The sequence below is a fragment of the Streptomyces sp. 3N207 genome (assembly GCF_052246355.1).
Lineage (GTDB): Bacteria > Actinomycetota > Actinomycetes > Streptomycetales > Streptomycetaceae > Streptomyces.
In genome coordinates this window covers 45229-67158 of the sequence record NZ_JBQQBV010000014.1, presented here as the reverse complement: position 1 = coordinate 67158, position 21930 = coordinate 45229, and the positions used below count along the sequence as shown (strand labels likewise).

General features: G+C 70.9%; 21 protein-coding genes. 17 read left to right on the top strand and 4 right to left on the bottom strand.

What is annotated here, in order from left to right; genetic code table 11:
• Nucleotides 1-187 precede the first annotated feature (187 nt).
• From hutU to hutI, 4 genes are all read left to right on the top strand, one after another.
• Nucleotides 188-1858, top strand: coding sequence for a urocanate hydratase (gene hutU, locus ACTWP9_RS22080; protein WP_443247956.1), 1671 nt, complete (start codon nt 188-190; stop codon nt 1856-1858).
• 74 nt (nt 1859-1932) lie between these two features.
• Entirely contained in the window at nt 1933-3114 is a 1182-nt protein-coding gene (locus tag ACTWP9_RS22075; protein WP_443248089.1) for an allantoate amidohydrolase, read from the top strand.
• The gene (locus ACTWP9_RS22070) at nt 3111-4526 is read left to right on the top strand and encodes a formimidoylglutamate deiminase (protein WP_443247955.1); all 1416 of its coding nucleotides are present in this window, start codon (nt 3111-3113) and stop codon (nt 4524-4526) included. The genes ACTWP9_RS22075 and ACTWP9_RS22070 overlap by 4 nt, the downstream gene beginning before the upstream one ends.
• Before the next feature lie 25 nt (nt 4527-4551).
• Nucleotides 4552-5742 carry an imidazolonepropionase gene (gene hutI, locus ACTWP9_RS22065; RefSeq protein WP_443247954.1) on the top strand — a complete coding sequence of 397 codons (1191 nt, stop codon included), beginning with the start codon at nt 4552-4554 and terminating at the stop codon, nt 5740-5742.
• Here the strand turns inward: hutI and ACTWP9_RS22060 are convergent.
• Complete coding sequence (locus ACTWP9_RS22060) at nt 5682-6188, bottom strand: helix-turn-helix domain-containing protein (RefSeq protein WP_443247953.1); 507 nt, start codon at nt 6186-6188, stop codon at nt 5682-5684. The two genes, hutI and ACTWP9_RS22060, sit on opposite strands and share 61 nt — an antisense overlap.
• A gap of 279 nt (nt 6189-6467) precedes the next feature.
• Here ACTWP9_RS22060 and ACTWP9_RS22055 point away from each other — a divergent pair, with 279 nt between their 5' ends.
• The 3 genes from ACTWP9_RS22055 to ACTWP9_RS22045 are packed head-to-tail and all read left to right on the top strand — an operon-like array spanning nt 6468 to nt 8460.
• Nucleotides 6468-7889 (top strand): MFS transporter, encoded by a 1422-nt coding sequence (locus ACTWP9_RS22055; RefSeq protein WP_443248088.1) that lies wholly within the window; start codon nt 6468-6470, stop codon nt 7887-7889.
• Nucleotides 7886-8329 carry a MarR family winged helix-turn-helix transcriptional regulator gene (locus ACTWP9_RS22050; protein ID WP_443247952.1) on the top strand — a complete coding sequence of 148 codons (444 nt, stop codon included), beginning with the start codon at nt 7886-7888 and terminating at the stop codon, nt 8327-8329. The genes ACTWP9_RS22055 and ACTWP9_RS22050 overlap by 4 nt, the downstream gene beginning before the upstream one ends.
• Nucleotides 8326-8460 (top strand): hypothetical protein, encoded by a 135-nt coding sequence (locus ACTWP9_RS22045; RefSeq protein WP_443247951.1) that lies wholly within the window; start codon nt 8326-8328, stop codon nt 8458-8460. The genes ACTWP9_RS22050 and ACTWP9_RS22045 overlap by 4 nt, the downstream gene beginning before the upstream one ends.
• 88 nt (nt 8461-8548) lie before the next feature.
• On the opposite strand, the gene ACTWP9_RS22040 is transcribed toward ACTWP9_RS22045, so the two are convergent.
• Nucleotides 8549-9544 carry an RNA polymerase sigma factor SigF gene (locus tag ACTWP9_RS22040; RefSeq protein ID WP_443247950.1) on the bottom strand — a complete coding sequence of 332 codons (996 nt, stop codon included), beginning with the start codon at nt 9542-9544 and terminating at the stop codon, nt 8549-8551.
• 261 nt (nt 9545-9805) lie between these two features.
• Here ACTWP9_RS22040 and ACTWP9_RS22035 point away from each other — a divergent pair, with 261 nt between their 5' ends.
• The 5 genes from ACTWP9_RS22035 to ACTWP9_RS22015 all read left to right on the top strand — a co-directional run bounded on the left by ACTWP9_RS22035 (nt 9806) and on the right by ACTWP9_RS22015 (nt 14182).
• On the top strand, nt 9806-10204 hold the full coding sequence (locus tag ACTWP9_RS22035) for an STAS domain-containing protein (RefSeq protein ID WP_443247949.1): 399 nt from the start codon (nt 9806-9808) through the stop codon (nt 10202-10204).
• Between the two features lie 418 nt (nt 10205-10622).
• Complete coding sequence (locus ACTWP9_RS22030) at nt 10623-11099, top strand: ATP-binding protein (RefSeq protein ID WP_443247948.1); 477 nt, start codon at nt 10623-10625, stop codon at nt 11097-11099.
• Nucleotides 11100-11303: 204 nt separating this feature from the next.
• On the top strand, nt 11304-12071 hold the full coding sequence (locus ACTWP9_RS22025; protein ID WP_443247947.1) for an LPXTG cell wall anchor domain-containing protein: 768 nt from the start codon (nt 11304-11306) through the stop codon (nt 12069-12071).
• Between the two features lie 3 nt (nt 12072-12074).
• Nucleotides 12075-13223, top strand: a complete 1149-nt coding sequence (locus tag ACTWP9_RS22020) for a COG1470 family protein (protein ID WP_443247946.1) — start codon at nt 12075-12077, stop codon at nt 13221-13223.
• On the top strand, nt 13220-14182 hold the full coding sequence (locus ACTWP9_RS22015; protein WP_443247945.1) for a neocarzinostatin apoprotein domain-containing protein: 963 nt from the start codon (nt 13220-13222) through the stop codon (nt 14180-14182). The genes ACTWP9_RS22020 and ACTWP9_RS22015 overlap by 4 nt, the downstream gene beginning before the upstream one ends.
• A gap of 65 nt (nt 14183-14247) precedes the next feature.
• On the opposite strand, the gene ACTWP9_RS22010 is transcribed toward ACTWP9_RS22015, so the two are convergent.
• Nucleotides 14248-15774: a peptide MFS transporter gene (locus tag ACTWP9_RS22010; protein WP_443247944.1), complete on the bottom strand. Its 1527-nt coding sequence runs from the start codon at nt 15772-15774 to the stop codon at nt 14248-14250.
• Nucleotides 15775-16096: 322 nt separating this feature from the next.
• Between ACTWP9_RS22010 and ACTWP9_RS22005 the strand changes: the two genes are divergently transcribed.
• Both ACTWP9_RS22005 and ACTWP9_RS22000 read left to right on the top strand, forming a co-directional pair.
• Nucleotides 16097-16777, top strand: a complete 681-nt coding sequence (locus ACTWP9_RS22005; RefSeq protein WP_243085427.1) for a response regulator transcription factor — start codon at nt 16097-16099, stop codon at nt 16775-16777.
• A gap of 64 nt (nt 16778-16841) precedes the next feature.
• Entirely contained in the window at nt 16842-18128 is a 1287-nt protein-coding gene (locus ACTWP9_RS22000) for an ATP-binding protein (protein WP_443247943.1), read from the top strand.
• On the opposite strand, the gene ACTWP9_RS21995 is transcribed toward ACTWP9_RS22000, so the two are convergent.
• On the bottom strand, nt 18048-18671 hold the full coding sequence (locus tag ACTWP9_RS21995) for a GtrA family protein (RefSeq protein ID WP_443247942.1): 624 nt from the start codon (nt 18669-18671) through the stop codon (nt 18048-18050). The genes ACTWP9_RS22000 and ACTWP9_RS21995 overlap by 81 nt on opposite strands.
• 327 nt (nt 18672-18998) lie before the next feature.
• On the opposite strand from ACTWP9_RS21995, the gene ACTWP9_RS21990 reads away from it, so the two are divergent.
• The 3 genes from ACTWP9_RS21990 (at nt 18999) to ACTWP9_RS21980 (ending at nt 21923) form a co-directional block, all read left to right on the top strand.
• Complete coding sequence (locus tag ACTWP9_RS21990) at nt 18999-20117, top strand: 5-(carboxyamino)imidazole ribonucleotide synthase (protein ID WP_443248087.1); 1119 nt, start codon at nt 18999-19001, stop codon at nt 20115-20117.
• 70 nt (nt 20118-20187) lie between these two features.
• Nucleotides 20188-20706, top strand: a complete 519-nt coding sequence (purE, locus tag ACTWP9_RS21985; RefSeq protein ID WP_443247941.1) for a 5-(carboxyamino)imidazole ribonucleotide mutase — start codon at nt 20188-20190, stop codon at nt 20704-20706.
• Complete coding sequence (locus ACTWP9_RS21980; protein WP_443247940.1) at nt 20703-21923, top strand: dipeptidase; 1221 nt, start codon at nt 20703-20705, stop codon at nt 21921-21923. Before purE ends, ACTWP9_RS21980 begins: the two co-directional genes overlap by 4 nt.
• Nucleotides 21924-21930: the final 7 nt, after the last annotated feature.

Below are 21930 nucleotides of genomic sequence, written 5' to 3'. Positions count from 1 at the left end.
TGACGTCACCGGGCGAGGCCGCCGCATCCCCTGGCCGCCGCAGCCCGGGGAGGCCGAGGACCCGTTGACTAGAACTATTCAGCGCGTATCGTTGGTGAATAGATTCGTTACGCGATCACAGGCGTGCGCGTCCGGCACGACACCACTGGCGTGCGCGTACGACGCGAGTCGAGGAGGCAGGGCCAACATGACCAGCACCGCAGGACCGCGCCCGGTCAGGGCACCGCGCGGCAACGAGCTGAGCGCGCTCGGATGGCAGCAGGAGGCCGCACTGCGGATGCTCCAGAACAATCTCGACCCCGAGGTCGCCGAGCACCCCGACAAGCTCGTCGTCTACGGCGGCAGCGGAAAGGCGGCCCGCGACTGGGCGTCGTTCGACGCGATGGTCCGCACCCTGCGCACGCTGCGCGGCGACGAGACGATGCTCGTACAGTCCGGCCGTCCCGTCGGGGTGATGACCACCCACGAGTGGGCCCCGCGCGTGCTGATCGCCAATTCCAACCTGGTCGGCGACTGGGCCAACTGGGAGGAGTTCCGGCGCCTGGAGCAGCTCGGTCTGACCATGTACGGCCAGATGACAGCGGGTTCGTGGATCTACATCGGTACCCAGGGCATCCTCCAGGGCACCTACGAGACGTTCGCGGCGGTGGGCGCCAAACGCTTCGGTGGCTCGCTGGCCGGGACCATCACCCTGACCGCCGGGCTCGGCGGGATGGGCGGCGCCCAGCCGCTCGCCGTCACCATGAACGACGGCGTCGCCATCGTCGTCGAGTGCGACCCCTCGCGCATCGCACGCCGTATCGAACACGGCTACCTGGACGTCCGGGCCGAGAACACCGCGGAGGCGCTGCGGCTCGCCGTCGAAGCCAGGGACGCGCGCCGTCCGCTCTCCATCGGGCTGCTCGGCAACGCCGCAGAGGTACTGCCCCAGCTGCTCGCCGACGGTGCCCCCATCGACATCGTCACCGACCAGACCTCGGCCCATGACCCGCTCGCCTACCTGCCCGTCGGTGTCGACTTCGCGGACATGGGCACGTACGCCGCCGAGAAGCCCGCCGACTTCACCCGGCGCGCACGCGAGTCGATGGCCGCGCACGTCGAGGCGATGGTCGGCTTCCAGGACGCCGGCGCCGAGGTCTTCGACTACGGGAACTCCATCCGCGGCGAAGCACAGCTCGCCGGGTACGCGCGCGCGTTCGACTTCCCCGGCTTCGTCCCCGCCTACATCCGCCCGCTCTTCTGCGAGGGCAAGGGCCCGTTCCGCTGGGCGGCGCTGTCCGGCGACCCGGCCGACATCGCCGCGACGGACCGGGCGCTGCTCGACCTGTTCCCGGAGAACGCGTCGCTGGCGCGCTGGCTGAAGCTTGCCGGTGAGCGCGTGCACTACCAGGGGCTGCCCGCGCGGATCTGCTGGCTCGGCTACGGGGAGCGGGCCGCGGCCGGCGAACGGTTCAACGACATGGTGGCGGCAGGGGAGCTCAAGGCCCCGCTCGTGCTGGGCCGTGACCACCTGGACTGCGGGTCCGTCGCCTCGCCCTACCGTGAGACGGAAGCCATGCGGGACGGCTCGGACGCCATCGCCGACTGGCCCATGCTGAACGCCATGCTCAACGTCGCCTCCGGCGCCTCCTGGGTCTCCCTCCACCACGGGGGAGGGGTCGGCATGGGCCGCTCCCTCCACGCCGGCCAGGTCACGGTCGCCGACGGTACGGCCCTGGCGGGCGAGAAGCTGCAACGAGTGCTCACCAACGACCCCGGCACGGGAGTGATCCGCCACGTCGACGCGGGGTACCCCGAGGCGGAGGCGGTCGCGGAAACCCGCGGAGTCCGCATTCCGATGCGGGAGGGAGAACTGTGAGGGACGGGGACGGCTCGTCCGCCGGCCCGCACCGGCCACCGGCCGCGGGCGGCACCCCACCGTCCTTCCACCAGATGTGGAAAGAGCTGCTCCCCCTCGGCCGGGCAAGCGGCGGCGGCTACCGCCGGTTCGCCTGGTCGGGGCCCGACATGGAGTGCCGGGCGTGGTTCCGGGAGCAGGTGGAGGCGCGCGGCCTGGCGTACGAGGTCGACGGGAACGGCAACCAATGGGCGTGGGCCGGTGTCAGGAGCGCCGGGAACGCGCTGGTGACCGGCTCCCATCTCGACTCCGTACCCGAGGGCGGCGCCTTCGACGGCCCCCTCGGCGTCATCTCGGCGTTCGCCGCTTACGACGAACTCCTGGGCCGCGGCGTGGAGTTCACCCGTCCCTTCGCGATCGTCAACTTCGCCGACGAGGAGGGCGCCCGCTTCGGGCTGTCCTGTGTGGGCTCCCGCCTGCTGACCGGCGCCCTCACCCAGGAGGGCGCCCACGCGCTGCGGGACGCCGACGGGGTGACGCTCCCGCGGGCGATGGAGGCGGCGGGGTACAGCCCCGAGGAGCTCGGCCCCGACGCCGGGCGCCTCGCCCGGATCGGCGCGTTCGTGGAGCTCCATATCGAGCAGGGCCGCGCGCTGTCGGAGACCCCGCATCCAGTTGCCGTCGCCTCGGCGATCTGGCCGCACGGACGCTGGCGGTTCGACTTCCGGGGCGAGGCCAACCATGCGGGCACCACCCGGCTCGAGGACCGCCGGGATCCGATGCTCACCTACGCCAACACCGTCCTCGCAGCCCGCAAGAAGGCGCGGCTGGCGGGCGCGCTGGCCACCTTCGGCAAGGTGGCGGTGGAGCCGAACGGGGTGAACGCCGTTCCGTCCCTGGTCAGCGGATGGCTCGACTCGCGGGCTCCGGACGAGGAGACGCTGGCCGCCGTCGTTGCCGAGATCGAACGCGCGGCCGGGGAGCGGGGCGGGCGCGACGGCGTGGACGTCGAGGTCACGCGGGAGTCTCAGACGCCGCTCGTGGAGTTCGACCATGTGCTGCGGGACCGGATGGTCGGGCTGCTGGGCGGCGACGTACCGGTACTGCCCACCGGCGCCGGACACGACGCGGGTATTTTGTCCGCTTCGGTGCCCACGGCCATGCTGTACGTCCGCAACCCGACCGGTGTCTCGCACTCGCCCGCCGAGTTCGCCGAGGAGGACGACTGTGTGGCGGGCGTCAGCGCGCTCGCCGACGTACTGGAGGGTCTGGTGTGACCACGAGGACCAGGACGAACCCCAACGCGACAGGCCCCGATCCCGGCGGCGCTCCGGCCGAGAAGGTCTACTGGTGCGAGCACGCGTGGCTCAACGGCACCGTCGAACCGCACGTTGTCCTGGAGGTGACCGCCCAGGGCCGGCTCGGCGCCATCCGTACCGGCGTCCAAGCGTCACCACCTGGGGCGGTGACGCTGCAAGGGCTGACGCTGCCCGGGCTGGCCAACGCCCACTCGCATGCGTTCCACCGGGCCCTGCGCGGCACCGTCCAGGTCGGCTCGGGCACCTTCTGGACCTGGCGCGACACTATGTACCAGACGGCGTCGCTGCTCACCCCGGACAGCTACTACGCGCTGGCGCGCGCGGTGTACGCCGAGATGGCACTGGCCGGGATCACCTGCGTGGGCGAGTTCCACTATCTGCACCACGCGCCGGGGGGCGAGCGCTACGACGACCCCAACGCGATGAGCCAGGCGCTGGTCGCCGCCGCCGCGGACGCCGGTATCCGCATCACCCTGCTGGACACCGCCTATCTCGCCTCCGGCATCGGCCGGAAGGGCCGTGGCGAGCCGCCCACCCGGCAGCAGCTCCGCTTCAGTGACGGCACCGCCGAGGCATGGGCCGAACGTGCCTCCGTCTTCCGCCCGGACGGCAGCCACGCGCGGGTCGGTGCCGCGGTGCACTCCGTACGGGCCGTGCCCGCACGGGAGTTGCGCACTGTCGCCGAGTGGGCCGAACAGCGTGCCGCGCCGCTGCACGTCCATCTGTCCGAGCAGACCGCGGAGAACGAGGCGTGCCAGGGCGTGCACGGCATGACGCCGACCGCGCTGCTCGCCGCGCACGGCGTACTCGGTCCCCGCACCACCGCCGTTCACGCCACCCATCTGTCGGCGGACGACATCCGCACAGTGGGCGGCTCCGGAACAGGTGTGTGCATGTGCCCGACCACCGAACGCGACCTGGCCGACGGCATCGGCCCGGCGCCGGCGCTCGACCGTGCCGGGGCCGGGCTGTCGCTGGGCAGCGACAGCCATGCCGTCATCGACCTGTTCGAGGAAGCCCGTGCCCTGGAACTGAACGAGCGCCTCGCCAGCCGTACGCGGGGCCACTGGACCGCGGGACAGCTGCTGCGGGCCGCCACCGAGGGCGGGCACGCCGCGCTGGGCTGGCCCGAGGCGAGCCGCCTGGAGACGGGGGCGCTGGCGGACTTCGTCACCGTCGCGCTGGATTCGGTGCGGACGGCCGGGCCTGTGGCGCGGCTGGGTGCCGAGACGGCGGTGTTCGCCGCCACCGCTGCCGACGTGCGCCATACGGTGGTGGGCGGCCGGCATGTGGTGCGGGACGGCTCCCACACCCTCGTCGACTCCGTCCCCAAGGCCCTCGCCGAAGCCGTTGCCGCCCTCCGCCCCTGACACCTGCGCCAAGGACAACCGACCCATGCCTCACGCCACGTCACGCTCCCTCTCCCTCACCGACATCGCGACCCTCGTCACCAACGACCCTGGCCAGGGCGACGGAAGCCCGCTCGGCATCATCGAGAACGCCGCCCTCGTCATCGAGGGCGGCGAGGTGGCGTGGGTAGGCCCCAGCGACAAGGTGCCGACGGCCGACGAGACGTACGACGCGGGCGGCAGGGCCGCGATCCCGGGCTTCGTCGACAGCCACTCCCATCTGCTCTACGCGGGCGACCGCACCCAGGAATTCAACGCCCGGATGTCCGGCCGCCCCTACACGGCGGGCGGCATCCGCACCACCGTGCAGGCGACCCGCGAGGCCACCGACGAGGCCCTGGCAGCAACCCTGGAGGCCCATCTGCGGGAGATGCGCGCCCAGGGGACGACCACTGTCGAGACGAAATCGGGCTACGGGCTCTCTCCCGAGCACGAGGCCCGTGCCCTCCGGGTCGCGGCGGAGTCGGGCGTGGACGAGGTCACCTACCTCGGTGCCCATATCGTCCCGCCCGAGTACGCGGCGGACCCCGACGCGTACACCGCGCTGGTGGCGGGCGAGATGCTTCAGGCGTGCGCCCCGTACGCCCGCTGGGTGGATGTCTTCTGCGAGGAGGGCGCGTTCGATGAGGACCGGTCGCGGGCCATCCTCCTGGCGGGCAAGGCCAAGGGGCTCACCCCCCGCGTGCACGCCAACCAGCTCACCCACGGTCCGGGTGTGCAACTGGCGGTGGAAGTGGGTGCGGCATCGGCGGACCACTGCACGCACCTCACGGACGCGGACGTCGACGCACTGGCGAACAGCGCGACAGTGGCGACATTGCTGCCCGGCTGCGAGTTCTCCACCCGTGCCGTCTATCCGGACGCCCGCCGCCTCCTGGAGGCAGGCGTCACGGTTGCGCTGTCCACCGACTGCAACCCGGGCTCCTCGTACACCTCCTCGATGCCGTTCTGCATCGCCATCGCGGTACGGGAGATGAACATGACGCCGGACCAGGCGCTGTGGTCCGCGACCGCGGGCGGTGCACAGGCGCTGCACCGTACGGATGTCGGCCGACTGACTCCCGGCTCCCGGGCCGACCTCGCGCTGCTGGACGCCCCCTCCCATGTCCACCTCTCCTACCGCCCGGGCGTCCCCCTGGTCGCGGAGGTGTGGCGGGAGGGCGTACGGGAGGTGTGAGCTGAGCCCTGCTGTGCTTGGGCAGTCTGCGCCAGGGGCGCAGGGTGGGCAAGCGCAGCCCCACGTGAGGGGTGCCCGGATTGGCGCAGGGCGTTGCTGCGGAAGGCTTGCGGGGCGACGCCGTATGCCCCGCGGAAGGCCCGCGTAAAGTCGGCGGCCCGGACGAAGCCCCAACTGGCGGCGATGGCCTGAATAGTGAGCCCGCCGAGCCTCGGATCGGCCAGATCGCGTCGGGCCCGATTGAGCCGCTGGCGGCGGATCCAGGAACTGACGGTGCAGCCCTGGCTCTGGAAGAGCCGGTGCAGGCTGCGCGTGGAGATGTGGTGAGCGGCGGCGACGGCGTCGGGGCACAGGCCGGGGTCGCCCAGGTGTTCCCAGATGAAGCTCTGGATCCGGGCGAACAGGGCGCGGTGGTGGTCGACGGTCTCCCGGGCGCCGGCCGGCACCGGGCGTTCTTTCTGGCAGGGCACCATGTTCTCCCCCGAAGGTCAGAAGCTGTTCCAGCCCTCCGGACGATAGAAAACCGCAGGCCGCGGCGAATCCCGTGCAGGTTCCAACTCCGGGGTCCAACCAGGGGTTGAGCCGCTCCCCGGGTCGTCCCGAGGCGGTAGTCGGTGACTGGTTGTACAGTTACAACTGTTGTAGCTGTGTAAGCAATGGGGGCCGCCTTGACCGAAGCCGAACCCACACCACGCCGCAGGCTGTTGGTCCTGGCCATCTGCTGCATGTCGCTGCTGATCGTCAGCCTCGATACGACGGCTCTCAATGTGGCGCTGCCCGACATCCGTGCCGACCTGGGCACTTCGGTGTCGGGTCTGCAATGGGTGGTCGATGCGTACACCCTGGTGCTGGCGGCCTTGCTGATGCTGTCGGGTTCGACGGCCGACCGGCTGGGGCGCAGAAGGGTCTTCCGCTGGGGGCTGGCCCTGTTCGTCGTGGGGTCGCTGCTGTGCTCTCTGGCGCCGGGGCTGGGCTGGCTGGTGGCGTCCCGCGCCGTGCAGGCGGTGGGCGGTTCGATGCTCAACCCCGTCGCGATGTCGATCATCACCAACACCTTCACCGAGCCCCGCGAGCGCGCCCGCGCGATAGGGGTGTGGGGCGGAGTCGTCGGCATCAGCATGGCGGCCGGCCCCATCCTCGGCGGGCTGCTGGTCGAAGTGAGCGGCTGGCGGGCGATCTTCTGGGTGAACGTGCCGGTCGGTCTGGCCGCGCTGGTGCTGACGACGCTGTTCGTACCCGAGTCCCGCGCGCCCAGGGCCCGCCGGGTGGACCCGGTGGGGCAGCTGCTGATGATCGTGCTGCTCGGCGCTCTCACCTACGGCATCATCGAGAGTCCGCACAGCGGGTTCACCTCACCGCTGGTGCTCGGCTGCCTGACCGCCGCGCTCGGCTGTCTGGTGGGCCTGCTGGTGTACGAGTCGCGCCGTGCCGAACCCCTCATCGACCCGCGCTTCTTCCGCAGCGTTCCGTTCGCGGGCGCGACGGTGACGGCGGTGTGCGCCTTCGCTGCGCTGGGCGGCTTTCTGTTCGTGACCTCGCTCTACCTCCAGGACGTACGCGGGATGAGCGCGCTGCGTGCGGGGCTGTGCATGCTGCCGATGGCTTTGATGACGCTGGTCTGCGCACCGCTGTCCGGCCGGCTGGTGGGCAGCCGCGGCCCCCGGCTGCCGCTGCTGGCGGCGGGGGCGGGGATGACGGCGGCGGGGGTGCTGCTGGCCCGTACCGCGTCGGCCGACCTGGCGCTGTGGGTGCTCTTCACCGGATACACGCTCTTCGGTATCGGTTTCGGCCTGGTCAACGCGCCCATCACCAACACCGCCGTCTCGGGCATGCCCCGTGCGCAGGCAGGCGTCGCCGCCGCCGTCGCCTCCACCAGCCGCCAGGTCGGCACCTCGCTGGGCGTCGCCGTGATCGGCGCCGTCATGGCCTCGGCGACGCTGACCGGCGGGGGCGGCACGGGGAGCTTCGTGGCCGATCAGCGCATGGCGTGGTGGATCATCGCGGCCTGCGGCCTCGCCGTTCTCGTCCTCGGGGCGCTCACCACGGGCCGCCGGGCACGTGCCACGGCGGAGAGGGCCGCGCGGAATCTGGCGGACGAAGGGCGCACCGCACCGGCGCCCCGGCAGAGCGAGGTGGCACCGCGATGAGTTCCAAGGACGCAGCGCCGGAGGTGGCCGTACGCGCCTGGCGTGCGATGCGTACGTACGTCCTGGAGAGCGCCGACACACGCAAGCAGGTCATGGATGCGCTCGGCATGAGCTTCTTCCGCGCCAAGGCGCTGCGCCTGATCGCGACCGAGGGGCCCCTCACACTGAAGGAGCTGTCGACGGGGCTGATGGCCGACGCGCCCTACACCACGATCACCGTCGACCACCTGGTCAAGCGCGGCCTCGCCACGCGCACCCCGCATCCCGGCGACCGCCGCTCGAAGCTGGTCCAGGTCACAGCGGAGGGCGCGGCGGCAGTGGCCGAGATGGTCCGTATCACGGACACCCCGCCCCAGGCCCTGCGCGCGCTCGACGCCGAGGACCTGGCGGCCCTGGACCGCATCCTTACGGAACTCACCACCCAGGAGGGCAATTCATGACGCAGGACGACCAGCCGTTCGTCACGTTCATCAACATCTTCGAGGTGGCCCCCGAGGACGCCGACGCAGTCGCTGCCAAGTGGCGCGAGCACGTGAGCTCTGAGCAACCCGAGGGCCCGGCCGGACAGTAACGCCGAGGGCCCGGCCGGACTGTGCTGCAAAGTCCGGCCGGGCCCTCGGCACGCGGAGTCGCCGCACCACGCTGGGCGGCGCCCCGTGTCACTCCTCGATCATCAGCCCCTTGCGGAGCTTGCCCAAGGTCCGGGAGAGCAGGCGGGAGACATGCATCTGGGAGATGCCGAGCTCCTCACCGATCTCCGACTGGGTCATGTTCGCCACGAAACGTAGCGAGAGGATTCTGCGGTCCCGCGCGGGAAGTTCGGCGATCAGCGGCTTCAACGACTCGACGTACTCGATGCCTTCGAGCCCGTGGTCCTCGTAGCCGATCCGGTCGGCCAGCGCGCCCTCGGTGTCGTCCTCCTCGGGCTGTGCGTCCAGCGAGCTGGCGGTGTAGGCGTTGCTCGCCGCCATGCCCTCGATGACTTCCTCGCTGGAGATGTTGAGCCGCTTGGCCAGCTCATCGGGGGTCGGCGACCGGTCCAGCTTCTGGGCGAGTTCGTCGCCCGCCTTGGCCAGATCGAGCCGGAGCTCCTGAAGGCGCCGGGGTACCCGCACCGACCAGGACGTGTCACGGAAGAAACGCTTGATCTCGCCGACGATGGTCGGCATCGCGAAGGTGGGGAACTCCACGCCGCGGTTCAGCTCGAAGCGGTCGATCGCCTTGATGAGGCCGATGGTGCCGACCTGGACGATGTCCTCCATGGGCTCGCTGCGCGAGCGGAACCGGGAGGCCGCGAACTTCACCAGGGCGAGGTTGAGTTCGACCAGGGTGTTGCGTACGTACGCGTATTCGTGGGTGCCCTCTTCGAGGTTCTCCAGCCGCTCGAACAGCGTCTTGGACAGGGCCCGCGCGTCCAGCGGACCGACCTCGTCATAGGGTGGGATCTCAGGAAGCTGAAGCTGGTCGAAGAGGTCGGCTTCGACCGCTTCCGCGATCTGTTCGGCGCTCGTCTGCTCGGTGAGCGCTTCGTGGGTCAGGGACTGGGAATCCGAATCCGGCAGCCGGTCCGTGCTGCGTTGCTCAGGAACGGCGGGAACGGTCGCGACCTGCGTATGCACGGGGTCGGATATCCCGTTGTCGAGCCGGGATGACATGGCTGTCCTCCATGGTTTCTCGGCATATGGCTGCCGAAGCCGTGACGTGCACTACGGGGTGCGGCGCCTCCAGAGCCGACGTTGGTTCGGTATCCCTACTAGACCTACCTGCTCCTGTACGGCAAGAGCAAGCTCCTTTTGTCCGTATGTGGCTAATCTGTCCAATGTTCGGCTACCGGTGAGGCCCACGAAGGCGTAGGGTTCGAACCGCTCGACGGGGGGAAGCAGTGAGGGCCCTCACGCGAAACAGAAGGGGTGTGCATGGACCGCGGGATGCCCGGCAGCACGAGCCAGGGCCGGCTGACGGTCGAGGTACGGCACGAGGGAATCAGTGCCGTGGTGACCCCCGAGGGTGAGCTCGATCACCACACCGCGGAGCTGTTGCGCGAGCCGCTGGAGCACAGCGTCGAGGAGGGCTACAGCCGCCTCGTCGTGGACTGCTCGCGGCTCGAGTTCTGCGACTCGACGGGGTTGAACGTGCTGCTCGGCGCCCGCCTGAAGGCGGAGGAGGCCGGTGGCGGCGTACATCTGGCGGGGATGCTCCCCGTAGTCGCCCGTGTCTTCGAGATCACCGGCGCGAGCGCGGTCTTCACCGTGCACGACGATCTCGAGTCGGCGCTCCGGAACTCCTCGGGCGCAGATCACCGGCCAGAGGCGTAACCAGCGCGTTACGCGCATCACACAGGTCCGGCTGAATCCGTAAGTGTTCTCACGGTGCGTCCGGGCAGGAGTCCTTCGAATCTGTCAGACATTCGCGCACAGCGCGTCACGGTCCCGTCGAACGCGGGACGGCGCGGGACGGCGAAACGTAACCGGTGATCGGTGAGGTGAACCACTGATGAGCACCACCCGGCCGCAACCGGCGGGCGACCGCGGTCCGGAGCCCGAGGGCACTCCGGCGACCGCGGGCCCGGGGTGTGCTGCGGCCGGGGGTGCCGACGCACGGGTGCGTGCCGGTACGGACACGGGGCGTGAGTCAACCCTCGGAATCTCCGATTCCGGCGGCGCTCCGGGAGGCGTTTCCCCTTCCGGGAGCGCTTCCACGCCCGCACCCGAACCCGAAGGGGGGAGTGGCGCCATGGGGACCGCTGCGGAGAGTGCGGCCTCGGCCGCCGCGGGGGCCGTACGCCAGGCAGGGCAGCCGATGCGGCAGGTCCGCAGGCTGCGGCTGGTCGGCGCCAGCGGTGCCGTGCCGCGCGCCCGGGACTTCACCCGCCGCGCCCTCCAGGACTGGGGCTGGCTGCCCGCCGCCACGGCCGATCAGCGCGCGGCCGCCGAGGACGTCCTGCTCGTCGTCTCGGAACTGGTCACCAACGCGTGTCTGCACGCCAACGGCCCCGAGGAACTGCGGGTCGGCGCCAATGCGAAGGTGCTGCGCCTGGAGATCGTCGACCTGGGCAGCGGCTCGCCGTCCCCGCGGACCCCGCACCGTGCCGGCCGGCCGGGCGGGCACGGGATGTTCATCGTGCAGCGGCTGTGCCTGGACTGGGGCGTCGTACGCAACCCGGAGGGCCCGGGCAAGACGGTATGGGCGGAGCTCGCTGCCCCGCACTGACGCGAGCGTGTGGGCGGAGCTTGCGGCTCCGCACTGACGCTCCGTATGACGCGACACGGGCGTGCGCGTTTCTCACCCAACTCGTGGCCCCCTGCTGACTCGACGGCGCGGAGGCTCTTCCCTCGGCAAGGGGCTGGGGCTACTGTCGGCGCAAATCTGATGTGTCGTCAGTAACTTGCGAGTCCGGATGAAGGGGGAACCCCCGTGTCCCACAGCAAGAAACGCCACACCCGCACGGCCGCCGCCGGCGTGGCAGCAACAGCCCTCGCAGGCTCGGCCGTACTGTTGTCGGCCCCCGCCGCGAGCGCCACGACGGTCGACGTCGACTACCAGTGCAAGACCCCCATCGGGAACAAGGGCGCTGTCTCGCCCATCGACATCAAGTCGACCAAGAGCGGCAGCGGTTACAAGCTCACCATGTCGTTCCAGAAGGGCGTCTCCTCCAGCCCCGTCGAAATCGGCAAGGGCGCGATGAAGCCCAGCGCCAAGATCAAGCTCGGCGGCGCCGAGACCGGCGATGTGCCGGTGAGCGGGCCGGCCAACGACAAGGCCATCCCGGCCAACACCCCGATCAAGATCCCGGATCTGAGCGGGACCTACACGCCGAAGAAGAGCGGCAAGGTCACCTTCACCGCCAGCACCCTCACCATCAAGGCGCTGGGTACGACCACCACCTGCGAGCCGAAGAACAACCCCAAGCCCTCCCTCACCCTCGATGTGACGGCGACGGGCGGCAGCGGCGGTTCGGGTGGCAGCGACACCTCCGGCGGCGCGGCGAGCGGCGGCGGCGACGCCTCCGGTGGTGCGGCGGCATCCGGCGGCAGCCAACCGGCGCCCAGCGGCGGCGAACTGCCCAAGACCGGCCCCGCCGACTCCGCGGTCGCCCTCGGCACCCTCGGCGGCACCGTGCTGCTGGCCGGAGTCGGCGGAGCGCTGTGGGTGACGCGGCGCAGGGCCGCGGTTCGGCACTAGCCCGTGGTGGGCCGCACCCCGCCCCACCATGGCGCCGGCATCGCACCGACCCCCCGCACCCGGGGAGTGCTCCCGGGCCGCACCCGGGGGGTGCTGGTCTGTGCACTCGTGGTGTTCTGCCTGCTGGGAGCGGGCAACCTCGCAGCCTCGGCGCCGCCCGGCAAGGGCGAGCCTCCGTGGTCGGCGGCGCCCTCCCCGCCCGCGGGTACGGCCACGGCCGACGCGCGCTCGTACTTCTATCTGGAGGGCGACCCGGGCACCGTGCTCAAGGACTCCCTCGCGCTCACCAACGAGAGTGACGCACCCCGCACCTTCCGGCTGCGCGGCGCCGATGCGTACAACGCACGCGGCGGCGGGTTCGCCGTACGGGACGAGGGCCGCAGCCGGGGGCCCGGCAGCTGGATCGCCCTCGCCGAGGACACCGTCGAGGTGCCGCCGCACACCCGGGCCGAGGTGCCGCTGAGCGTCACCGTCCCCGACAGCGCCGTCCCCGGTGACCATCCCGCCGCGGTCGTCATCAGCGACGGCAGGCGGAGGGTGGGGATACGGATGCATCTGCGGGTGAGCGGGCCGACGCTGGCGGCGCTGAGCGTCGAGAACGTCAGGGTCGAGGAGGCGGACGACGGTGCCGCGGCGATCGGCTACACCTTGGTCAACCGTGGCAACACCGCATTGCGGCCCCGGCTCGCCGTCGACGTGGACGGGCTGTTCGGCCCGCTGATCCGGCAACCGGCCCGCGCCCTGCCCGTCGAACTGCTCCCCGGCCAACGCGTCACCCGCCAGGAGCGGTGGCCCCACCCGCCCGCGGCGGATATGGCGGACGTCCGCCTCACGGTGACGGCCGAAGACGGAGCACGGGATTCCGGTACGGCCTCGTACACGGCCGTGCCCTGGGGGTGGGTTGTCGGGGTGCTCGTCGCCCTCGGCGGTACGGGCATTGCCTGGTACGCCCACCGCAGACGCGGCGCTTCGCCGGGCGAGGACCGGCGGCCGAACCCGGGCGAGGGAGCCCTGTCCGACCGGGGGCGCGGGGGCGAAGCGCCCGCAACCGATCCCGCCGACCCGGCGAGCAACCACGATGGCAAGGCTCCGGCGGTGGGCGCCACGGCCGCAACCCCGATGCCCGGTGCCATGAGGGGAGCCGCGAAGTGAGGACGAACATCCGGCGAACCGCATGCCTGTTGGGCGCGTTGGTGGGCTGCCTCGGCATGGTGGCCGTACTGACCGAGGCGTCTGCGGGCACCGCAGCAAAGCCGCAGCCGGAAATCACGCTTTCCCGCAGCGAGGCGGGCGCCGGGGCGAACGTCACGGTCCGCGGCAGCGGATGGCGCCCCGACACCCTGCTCACCCTGCTGGTGTGCGGCCAGAACGCGATCGGCGGCACCAACGCCTGCGCCAACGCCGAAGGGCGGGCCGTCACCACGGACAAGAACGGCCGCCTCCGCAAGAAGATCCCCGTCGCGGAGCCGCCGAAGCCCTGCCCGTGCGTCGTGAGGGCCACCACGGTGACCGGCGCCTACGCGGCGGCGAACGCGAAGCTCCGCGTCGCAGGGCACCCGGTGGAACCGCTGCCCGAGAAGCGCACGGGCGGGCGGCTCAGTGTGCTGGCGGCGCGGCTGGAGGGCGACAGCGGGCTGCTCAACTGGTTCGGCGCCCCCGAGCAGCGGAAGCTGGTGCTGACGGTCGGCAATCTGGGCGCCGACCGCGCCCGGGACCCGGTCTTCGAGGTGGGCACCTCGCACGGCGTCCTCGCCCCCGAGTGGGAGCGCCAGCAGTGGCGGGGCACCATCGATCCGGGCAGGAAGGCGCGGGTCGAGCTGCCGGTCGAGCTGGCCTCGGGGGCTCACGGGGAGTACGCGGTTGCGGCCAAGCTCGACCGGCGCGTACTGACCGAGCAGCCCTGGGAGGTGGGGCGCCCCTGGGGGGTGACGCTTTTCTGGGTGCTGCTGTGTGTGGTGGTGCCGCTGGCGGTGTTCCGGCTCGGGATGGCGCTGGTCGCGCGGGTTGCCCCGTCGCGGACACAGGGCGCCCCCTCCCGCGGCGGCACCTCCTCCCACCGCAACGGCGAGGAGGAAGACGGCGAGAGCCCGGCGGAAATGCGACGGAGCTGAACCAGTCGCAGATGCCGCCGGACCCTCGCCAGGGCGCCCCGCGTGGGAGGGCGCCCAGGGTGCGGCTACTTCACTTCTGTCATCGTCGCGGTGATCTGCCGCCGGTACATGTACACCGCGAAGCCGGCCAGCGCAGCGAGCGTGGCTTCGACGGCGACGACGCCCGTGGTGCTCAGGTCGGCGCCGCCGATGGACAGCAGGCCGGTGATGCTGTCACCCGCGGTCACGGCGAGGAACCAGACACCCATCAGCTGGCTCGCATACTTCGCAGGGGCCAGCTTGGTGGTCACCGACAGACCCACCGGCGACAGGCACAGCTCCGCGACGGTGTGCAGCAGGAAGATGAGGACCAGCCACATCGGGCTCACCTTCGTACCGTCGGAGGCCATGCCCATCGGGATGACGAAGACGAAGAACGACAGGCCGGTCACCACCAGCGCGAAGGCGAACTTCGCGGTGGTGGTCGGCTCCTTGCCGCGCCGGTTGAGGGACAGCCACAGTGCGGCGAAGACCGGGGCCAGCAGGATGATGAAGAGCGGGTTGATCGACTGGAACCAGGTCGAGGGGAAGTGCCAGCCCAGGATCGAGGTGGAGGTCTTCGCGTCACCGAACGCCTGCACGGTCGAGGCGCCTTGGTCGTAGATCATCCAGAAGATCGCCGCGGCGGCGAAGAACCAGATGTAGCCGGTCATCCGGCCCTGCTCGACCTGGGTGAGGTCCTTGTCGCGCTTGATCCGCACCAGCATCGCGAGCGGGATGAGCAGGCCCAGGACGGTGAGCGGGATCATCGCCCAGTTCAGGGTGAAGGTGCCGGTGGCGACCACGACGCCGTAGAAGATCACGGTGGCGACCAGCCACAGCAGCGCCTTGCGCAGTACGGCCGTCTTCTCCTGCGCCGTCAGCGGCGAGGGGACCTGGCTGCTCTTGGGGTCCAGATGGCGCGAACCGACCAGGAACTGGATCAGGCCGAGGCCCATACCGACGGCGGCCATGCCGAAGCCCAGGTGCCAGTTGACGGTCTGGCCGACGGTGCCGATGGCGAACGGGGCGAGGAACGAACCCGCGTTGATGCCCATGTAGAAGACCGTGAAGCCGCCGTCGCGGCGCGGGTCCTCGGGGCCGTTGTACAGGTCGCCGACCATCTTGGAGATGTTGGCCTTCAGCAGCCCGGAGCCGGTGGCCACACACGCGAGGCCGATGAAGAACGATGCCTCGCCCGGCATTGCCAGGGTGAGGTGGCCGGCCATGATGATGCCGGCGCCGACCGTGACGGTCTTGCGGGGGCCCCAGAGCCGGTCGCCGAACCAGCCGCCCGGCATGGTCAGCAGATAGACCATGGCGTTGTAGACGGAGTAGATCGCCGTGGCCGTGGCCAGGGTCATGGCGAGGCCGCCGCCCTGATGGCCCGCGCCGCCCTCGCCCGCGTCGGGCCCGCCGGCCACGAGGTAGACGACGAGCAGTGCGCGAAGCCCGTAGAAGCTGAAGCGCTCCCACATCTCCGTCATGAAGAGCGTGGCCAGACCTCGTGGGTGGCCGAAGAAGGTCTTGCCGCCGGTGGTGCCGGGAGCGTCCTTCGTCAGGCTGGGCGCCATATCGGTGTTCCTTGCCATTGCGCCGCAGGGGCCGCGCTGCCCAGCGGCGCTGCTCGCAGGCGGGACCCGTACACGGGAAAGGACCCCCGGCCGATGGTGCGTGGCGCCAGGAGTCCTCGACGTTCACTTACATAAGTGTATTCACCATAAGTCACCGCTCAGGGCTCCGGGGAAGGGCTTGCGAGATACATCACAGGTGAACCGTGCAACCTGCCTGGACTTTCCTTGGTGTCGTGTCCATCTCACCTGGGTATCGTCAGTGCCGGTGGAGGAGCGCACCGTGTCCCCACTTACGCTCGGCCACGCGGACTACCATCGGTGCATGACCCGAGTACTGCTCGCCGAGGATGACGCGTCGATCTCGGAGCCCCTGGCCCGCGCCCTGCGCCGGGAGGGATACGAGGTCGAGGTGCGCGAGGACGGCCCCACCGCGCTCGACGCCGGACTGCGCGAGGGCATCGATCTGGTCGTGCTCGATCTGGGACTGCCCGGCATGGACGGTCTCGAGGTATGCCGCAGGCTGCGCAACGAGGGCCACGCCTTCCCCGTCCTCGTCCTGACCGCGCGCGCCGACGAGGTGGACACCGTCGTCGGGCTCGACGCGGGGGCCGACGACTACGTCACCAAGCCCTTCCGGCTCGCCGAGCTGCTGGCACGGGTCCGCGCCCTGCTCCGCCGCGGTACGCCCGCCGAACCGGCCCAGCCCCCGGCCACCCACGGCGTACGGATCGACGTCGAGTCGCACCGGGCCTGGATGGGCGACGAGGAGCTGCAGCTGACCGCCAAGGAGTTCGACCTGCTGCGGGTGCTGGTGCGGGACGCGGGCCGGGTCGTCACCCGGGACCAGCTGATGCGCGAGGTGTGGGACACCACCTGGTGGTCGTCGACCAAGACGCTCGATATGCACATCTCCTGGCTGCGCAAGAAGCTCGGCGACGACGCGGCCAACCCGCGCTACATCGCCACCGTGCGCGGCGTCGGCTTCCGCTTCGAGAAGAGCTAGGGCCGGTCCGGCGGTCGTACGTTCGGGGTACGCCCCCTGTCACAGCTAGGAAAGAAGCCAGCACGTGCGTCGTCGGCTCATCCTCTCCATCCTCGCCGTCGTCCTCGTCGTCGTCGCGGTCTTCGGTGTCTCGCTCGTCCTCGTCGAGTCCCGCACGATCGAGAACAGCACCAAGGAGAACGTCCGCTCCGAGGCGGTCCGCCTGGTCTCCACCGTCGAGAGCCGGCTGATGGCCGAGGAGCAGGTGACGAAGGAGTCCATCGGCGTCACCACCTCCAAGGACCGCATCGTCCGCTATATCCGCATCGACCTGCCCGACCGGCGGCCCATCGAGGTCGGCCACCGGCCGTCGGGCGATGTCGTCGAGGCGCAGGAGACCGGCGCGCACGGCGAGCGCGTCACCGTACAGGCGTCGCGGTCCGCGGTGCGGGCCGAGGTCGGCCGCACCCTGCTGATCATCCTCGCGGTCGCGCTGCTCGCCGTGGTCGCCGCCGCCGTGCTGGCCGTACGCCAGGCCCACCGGGTCGCGGCGCCGCTCACCGATCTGGCCGAGACCGCCGAACGGCTCGGCTCCGGCGACCCGCGCCCACGGCACCGCCGCTACGGGGTGCCGGAGCTGGACCGGGTCGCGGACGTGCTGGACGGCAGCGCGGACCGGATCGGGCGGATGCTCACCGCCGAGCGACGGCTGGCGGCCGACGCCTCGCACCAGCTGCGCACCCCGCTGACGGCGCTGTCCATGCGGCTGGAGGAGATCATCGCGATGGCCGACGGGGACGAGCCGGAGAGCCGTGCCGTCGTCAAGGAGGAGGCGACCATCGCGCTCGCCCAGGTCGAACGGCTCACGGACGTGGTGCAGCGGCTGCTGACCAACTCCCGGGACCCGCGTACCGGCTCGGCCGTCAGCTTCGACCTGGACGAGGTCGTCAAGCAGCAGATAGAGGAGTGGAAGCCCGCCTATCGCAGCTCGGGCCGGGCCATCGTGCGCTCCGGCAAGACCGGACTGCGCGCGGTGGGCACGCCCGGCGCGGTGGCGCAGGTGCTGGCGACGCTGATCGAGAACTCGCTGATGCACGGCGACGGTACGGTCGCGCTGCGCACCCGGGTCACCGGCAACCAGGTGGTGGTCGAGGTCACGGACGAGGGCCCCGGGGTGGACGAGGCGCTGGGCTCGCGGGTCTTCGAGCGGACCGTCAGCGGCCACAACTCCACCGGCCTCGGCCTCGCCGTCGCCCGCGATCTCGCGGAGGCGGACGGCGGGCGGCTGGAGCTACTTCAGCAGTTGCCGCCGGTCTTCGCGCTGTTCCTCAGCCGCGAGGCCGCCGATCTCGATGCGTCCGCCTCCGGCTGAGGCCGCCGGTTCGACGGGGACGCGGTCGCTGGGGGCACCTCCCGGGCGAAGCCTGGGGGAGGGCTCACCGTCCGCCTCGGCGTCGGCATCAGGGTCGGTGCCGGACTTGGTGCCCACCCGGAACACCCAGGTGCGGTACGCCCAGAAGCGGAAGGCCGTGCCGATGGCGAGCCCGATGACGTTCTTGGCGATGTTGTCCGCGAGCGGTGAGGTGTACCCGAAGCCGTAGTGCGACAGCGCGAGGATGCCGTTCTCCAGCACCAGCCCGACGCCGCTGAAGAGGAAGAAGAGGACCGTCTCGCGGTGGATCCGGCTCTTGTCGATGTGCCGATAGGTCCAGTAGCGGTTGCCCAGGTAGTTGGTGCCGATCGCGACGACCTGCGAGATGACCCCGGAGCGGATGGGGGCGAGCTGGAACGTGTGGATGCACAGGTTGAAGATCGCGACGTTCACCAGGAAGCCCAGCGCACCGACGGCGCCGAACTTGGCCAGTTCGCGCAGGAGCCGTTCCAGTCCCGGGCGCACCGTGCGCCATTTCCCCATAACGATACTGAGCCCCGTTTCGTTCGGTCGTCGAAGGCTGACCCATGCTAACCAGCCGTACATTTGCTCTGTATGGCGATTGACGCAGCCGGGGCGAACACGGTTGCGAGGGCCGGTCGGCAGCACGGCGACCGCCAGTGTGGCTGGTTTCATACGCCGCACTTCGTCCCGCGAAGTCCGCAGCTCCCTCTCCCGATCGAGCGCGCCGAGCCCGGAGGAGGCGCGGTGAGGCGGACGGGGCGGGCGGAGCGCTCCCTTGGGCCCCGTACCCTGGGAACCGTGACATTCCCGGTAGTCGGCATGGTCGGCGGCGGCCAGCTCGCTCGTATGACGCACGAGGCAGGCATCCCGCTCGGCATCAGATTCAAGCTCCTTTCCGATACGGCGCAGGACTCGGCGGCACAAGTCGTCAACGAGGTTGTCGTTGGTGACTACCGAGATCTGGACACGCTCCGGCGCTTCGCCGAGGGCTGCGATGTGATCACTTTCGATCACGAGCATGTGCCCACCGAGCACCTCCGCGCGCTGGAGGCGGACGGCATCCCCGTCCGCCCGGGCCCGGAAGCGCTCGTCCACGCGCAGGACAAGGGCGTGATGCGCGCCCGGCTCGCCGAACTCGGGGTGCCCGCGCCGCGCAACCGGATCGTGAGCGGTCCGGACGACGTCGCCGCGTTCGCGGCGGAGGGCGCGGCGGAAGGGGCTCCCGGCAGCGGTTTCCCCGTCGTCCTCAAGACGGTGCGCGGCGGCTACGACGGCAAGGGCGTATGGGTGGTGCGCGGCGCCGAGGACCCGATCGCGGCCGAGCCCTTCAAGGCGGGCGTCCCCGTGCTCGCCGAGGAGAAGGTCGACTTCGCACGGGAGCTGGCAGCGAACGTCGTCCGCTCCCCGCACGGACAGGCCGTCGCCTACCCCGTCGTGGAGTCCGTCCAGGTCGACGGCGTCTGCGACACCGTGATCGCCCCCGCGCCCGAACTGGCCGAGGACGCCGCGCTGCGCGCCCAGGAGATGGCGCTGCGCATCGCGCACGAGCTGGGCGTGGTCGGGCATCTGGCCGTCGAGCTGTTCGAGACCAAGGACGGCCGGCTGCTCGTCAACGAGCTGGCCATGCGGCCGCACAACTCCGGGCACTGGACCCAGGACGGCGCCGTCACCTCGCAGTTCGCCAACCATGTGCGGGCCGTGCTCGACCTGCCGCTGGGCGATCCGCGCTGCCGGGAGCCCTGGACCGTGATGGCCAACGTGCTGGGCGGCGACTACCCCGACATGTACGCGGCGTATCTGCACTGCATGGCGCGCGACCCCCAGCTCAAGATCCATATGTACGGGAAGGACGTGAAGCCCGGCCGCAAGGTGGGGCACGTCAACGTCTACGGGGACGACCTCGCCGACGTACGGGAACGCGCAGCGCACGCCGCGGGATACTTGCGGGGCACCATCGCGGAGTGAGCGTCCGTCCGAGCCGTTTCTCTTTCTAGGAGCCGCATTGAGTACAGCCAGCCCTCTCGTGGGGATCGTCATGGGGTCCGATTCGGACTGGCCCGTCATGGAGGAAGCGGCCAAGGCGCTGGACGAGTTCGAGGTGCCGTACGAGGTCGACGTCGTCTCCGCGCACCGGATGCCCCGCGAGATGATCGCCTACGGCGAGGACGCCGCCGACCGCGGCCTGAAGGCGATCATCGCGGGCGCGGGCGGCGCGGCACATCTGCCGGGCATGCTGGCCTCGGTCACGCCGCTGCCCGTCATCGGCGTTCCCGTGCCGCTCAAGTACCTGGACGGCATGGACTCGCTGCTCTCCATCGTGCAGATGCCCGCGGGCGTGCCGGTCGCCACCGTCTCGGTGGGCGGGGCGCGCAACGCCGGGCTGCTGGCCGTACGGATGCTCGCCGCGCACGAGGGCGGCGAACTGCGCGAGAAGATGCGCGACTTCCAGCAGGAGCTCAACGCGCAGGCCACCGAGAAGGGCAAGCGGCTGCGTGCCAAGGCCGCGGGGGAGACCGGGTTCGGCTTCGGCAGCCCGGCGGGAGGCAGCCGGTGACGCCTGCCGACGGCCCTGGGCGCCGGCCCGACAGCCCCAACCTGGAGCGCGCCCGCGCGCTGCTGACCGAGCACCCTGTCGTTGACGGCCACAACGATCTGCCGTGGGCACTGCGCGAACAGGTGCACTACGACCTCGACAAGCTCGACATCTCCCAGGACCAGCACGAGAAGCTGCACACCGACCTCGCGCGGCTGCGCGCGGGCGGTGTCGGGGCGCAGTTCTGGTCCGTCTACGTCCCGGGCGAGCTGACCGGGGACGACGCGGTGAGCGCGACCCTGGAGCAGATCGACGCCGTACGGCTGCTGGCGGCGCGCTACCCCGACGACCTCCAGTTGGCCTTCACCGCGGAGGACGTGGAGGCCGCCCACGCCCAGCGCCGTATCGCCTCGCTGATGGGCGCCGAGGGCGGGCACTCGATCAACAACTCGCTGGCCGCGCTGCGCGCCCTGTACCGGCTCGGGGTGCGCTATCTGACGCTCACCCACAACAACTCGCTGGACTGGGCCGACTCGGCCACCGACGCATCGCGCGCGGGCGGGCTGAGCCGCTTCGGCGAAGAGATCGTCCGCGAGATGAACCGGCTCGGCATGCTGGTGGATCTCTCGCATGTGGCGGCCGAGACGATGCGGGACGCGCTGCGGGTGACCGAGGCGCCCGTGATCTTCTCGCACTCCTCCGCGCGGGCCGTCTGCGACCACCCGCGCAACATCCCCGACGACGTGCTGGCCCAGCTTCCCGCCAACGGCGGCGTCGCGATGGCCACTTTCGTGCCGAAGTTCGTCCTCCCCGAGGCGGTGGCCTGGACCCAGGCTGCCGACGAGAACATGCGCGCGCACGGCCTGGACCATCTGGACCTGAGCGACGAGGGCCGCAAGGTGCAGCGCGAGTTCGAGCAGGCCAACCCGCGGCCGGTCCCGGACGCCGGTACGGTCGCCGACCACCTCGACCACATGCGCGAGGTCGCCGGTATCGACCACATCGGCATCGGCGGCGACTACGACGGCACCGCCTTCACCCCGGCCCAGATGGAGGACGTCTCCGGCTATCCGCACCTGGTGGCAGAGCTGCTGGACCGCAAGTGGTCCGAGGCGGAGCTGGCCAAGCTCACCTGGTCCAACGCCCTGCGGGTGCTGCGCGAGGCGGAGGAGGTGGCCCGGACGCTCCAGACGCAGCGCGGGCCCTCGATCGCCACGATCGGTCAGCTGGACGGCTGACAGGCTG

Excerpts from the sequence above, each read along its gene's own strand:
- ACTWP9_RS22040 (WP_443247950.1), bottom strand. The coding sequence starts at position 9,544 with ATGTCATCCCGGCTCGACAACGGGATATCCGACCCCGTGCATACGCAG.
- hutU (WP_443247956.1), top strand. The coding sequence starts at position 188 with ATGACCAGCACCGCAGGACCGCGCCCGGTCAGGGCACCGCGCGGCAAC.
- ACTWP9_RS21990 (WP_443248087.1), top strand. The coding sequence starts at position 18,999 with ATGACGCACGAGGCAGGCATCCCGCTCGGCATCAGATTCAAGCTCCTT.
- purE (WP_443247941.1), top strand. The coding sequence starts at position 20,188 with ATGGGGTCCGATTCGGACTGGCCCGTCATGGAGGAAGCGGCCAAGGCG.
- ACTWP9_RS22045 (WP_443247951.1), top strand. The coding sequence starts at position 8,326 with ATGACGCAGGACGACCAGCCGTTCGTCACGTTCATCAACATCTTCGAG.
- ACTWP9_RS22030 (WP_443247948.1), top strand. The coding sequence starts at position 10,623 with ATGGGGACCGCTGCGGAGAGTGCGGCCTCGGCCGCCGCGGGGGCCGTA.
- ACTWP9_RS22050 (WP_443247952.1), top strand. The coding sequence starts at position 7,886 with ATGAGTTCCAAGGACGCAGCGCCGGAGGTGGCCGTACGCGCCTGGCGT.
- ACTWP9_RS22055 (WP_443248088.1), top strand. The coding sequence starts at position 6,468 with ATGTCGCTGCTGATCGTCAGCCTCGATACGACGGCTCTCAATGTGGCG.
- hutI (WP_443247954.1), top strand. The coding sequence starts at position 4,552 with ATGCCTCACGCCACGTCACGCTCCCTCTCCCTCACCGACATCGCGACC.
- ACTWP9_RS22035 (WP_443247949.1), top strand. The coding sequence starts at position 9,806 with ATGGACCGCGGGATGCCCGGCAGCACGAGCCAGGGCCGGCTGACGGTC.
- ACTWP9_RS22005 (WP_243085427.1), top strand. The coding sequence starts at position 16,097 with ATGACCCGAGTACTGCTCGCCGAGGATGACGCGTCGATCTCGGAGCCC.
- ACTWP9_RS22075 (WP_443248089.1), top strand. The coding sequence starts at position 1,933 with ATGTGGAAAGAGCTGCTCCCCCTCGGCCGGGCAAGCGGCGGCGGCTAC.
- ACTWP9_RS21995 (WP_443247942.1), bottom strand. The coding sequence starts at position 18,671 with ATGGGGAAATGGCGCACGGTGCGCCCGGGACTGGAACGGCTCCTGCGC.
- ACTWP9_RS22010 (WP_443247944.1), bottom strand. The coding sequence starts at position 15,774 with ATGGCGCCCAGCCTGACGAAGGACGCTCCCGGCACCACCGGCGGCAAG.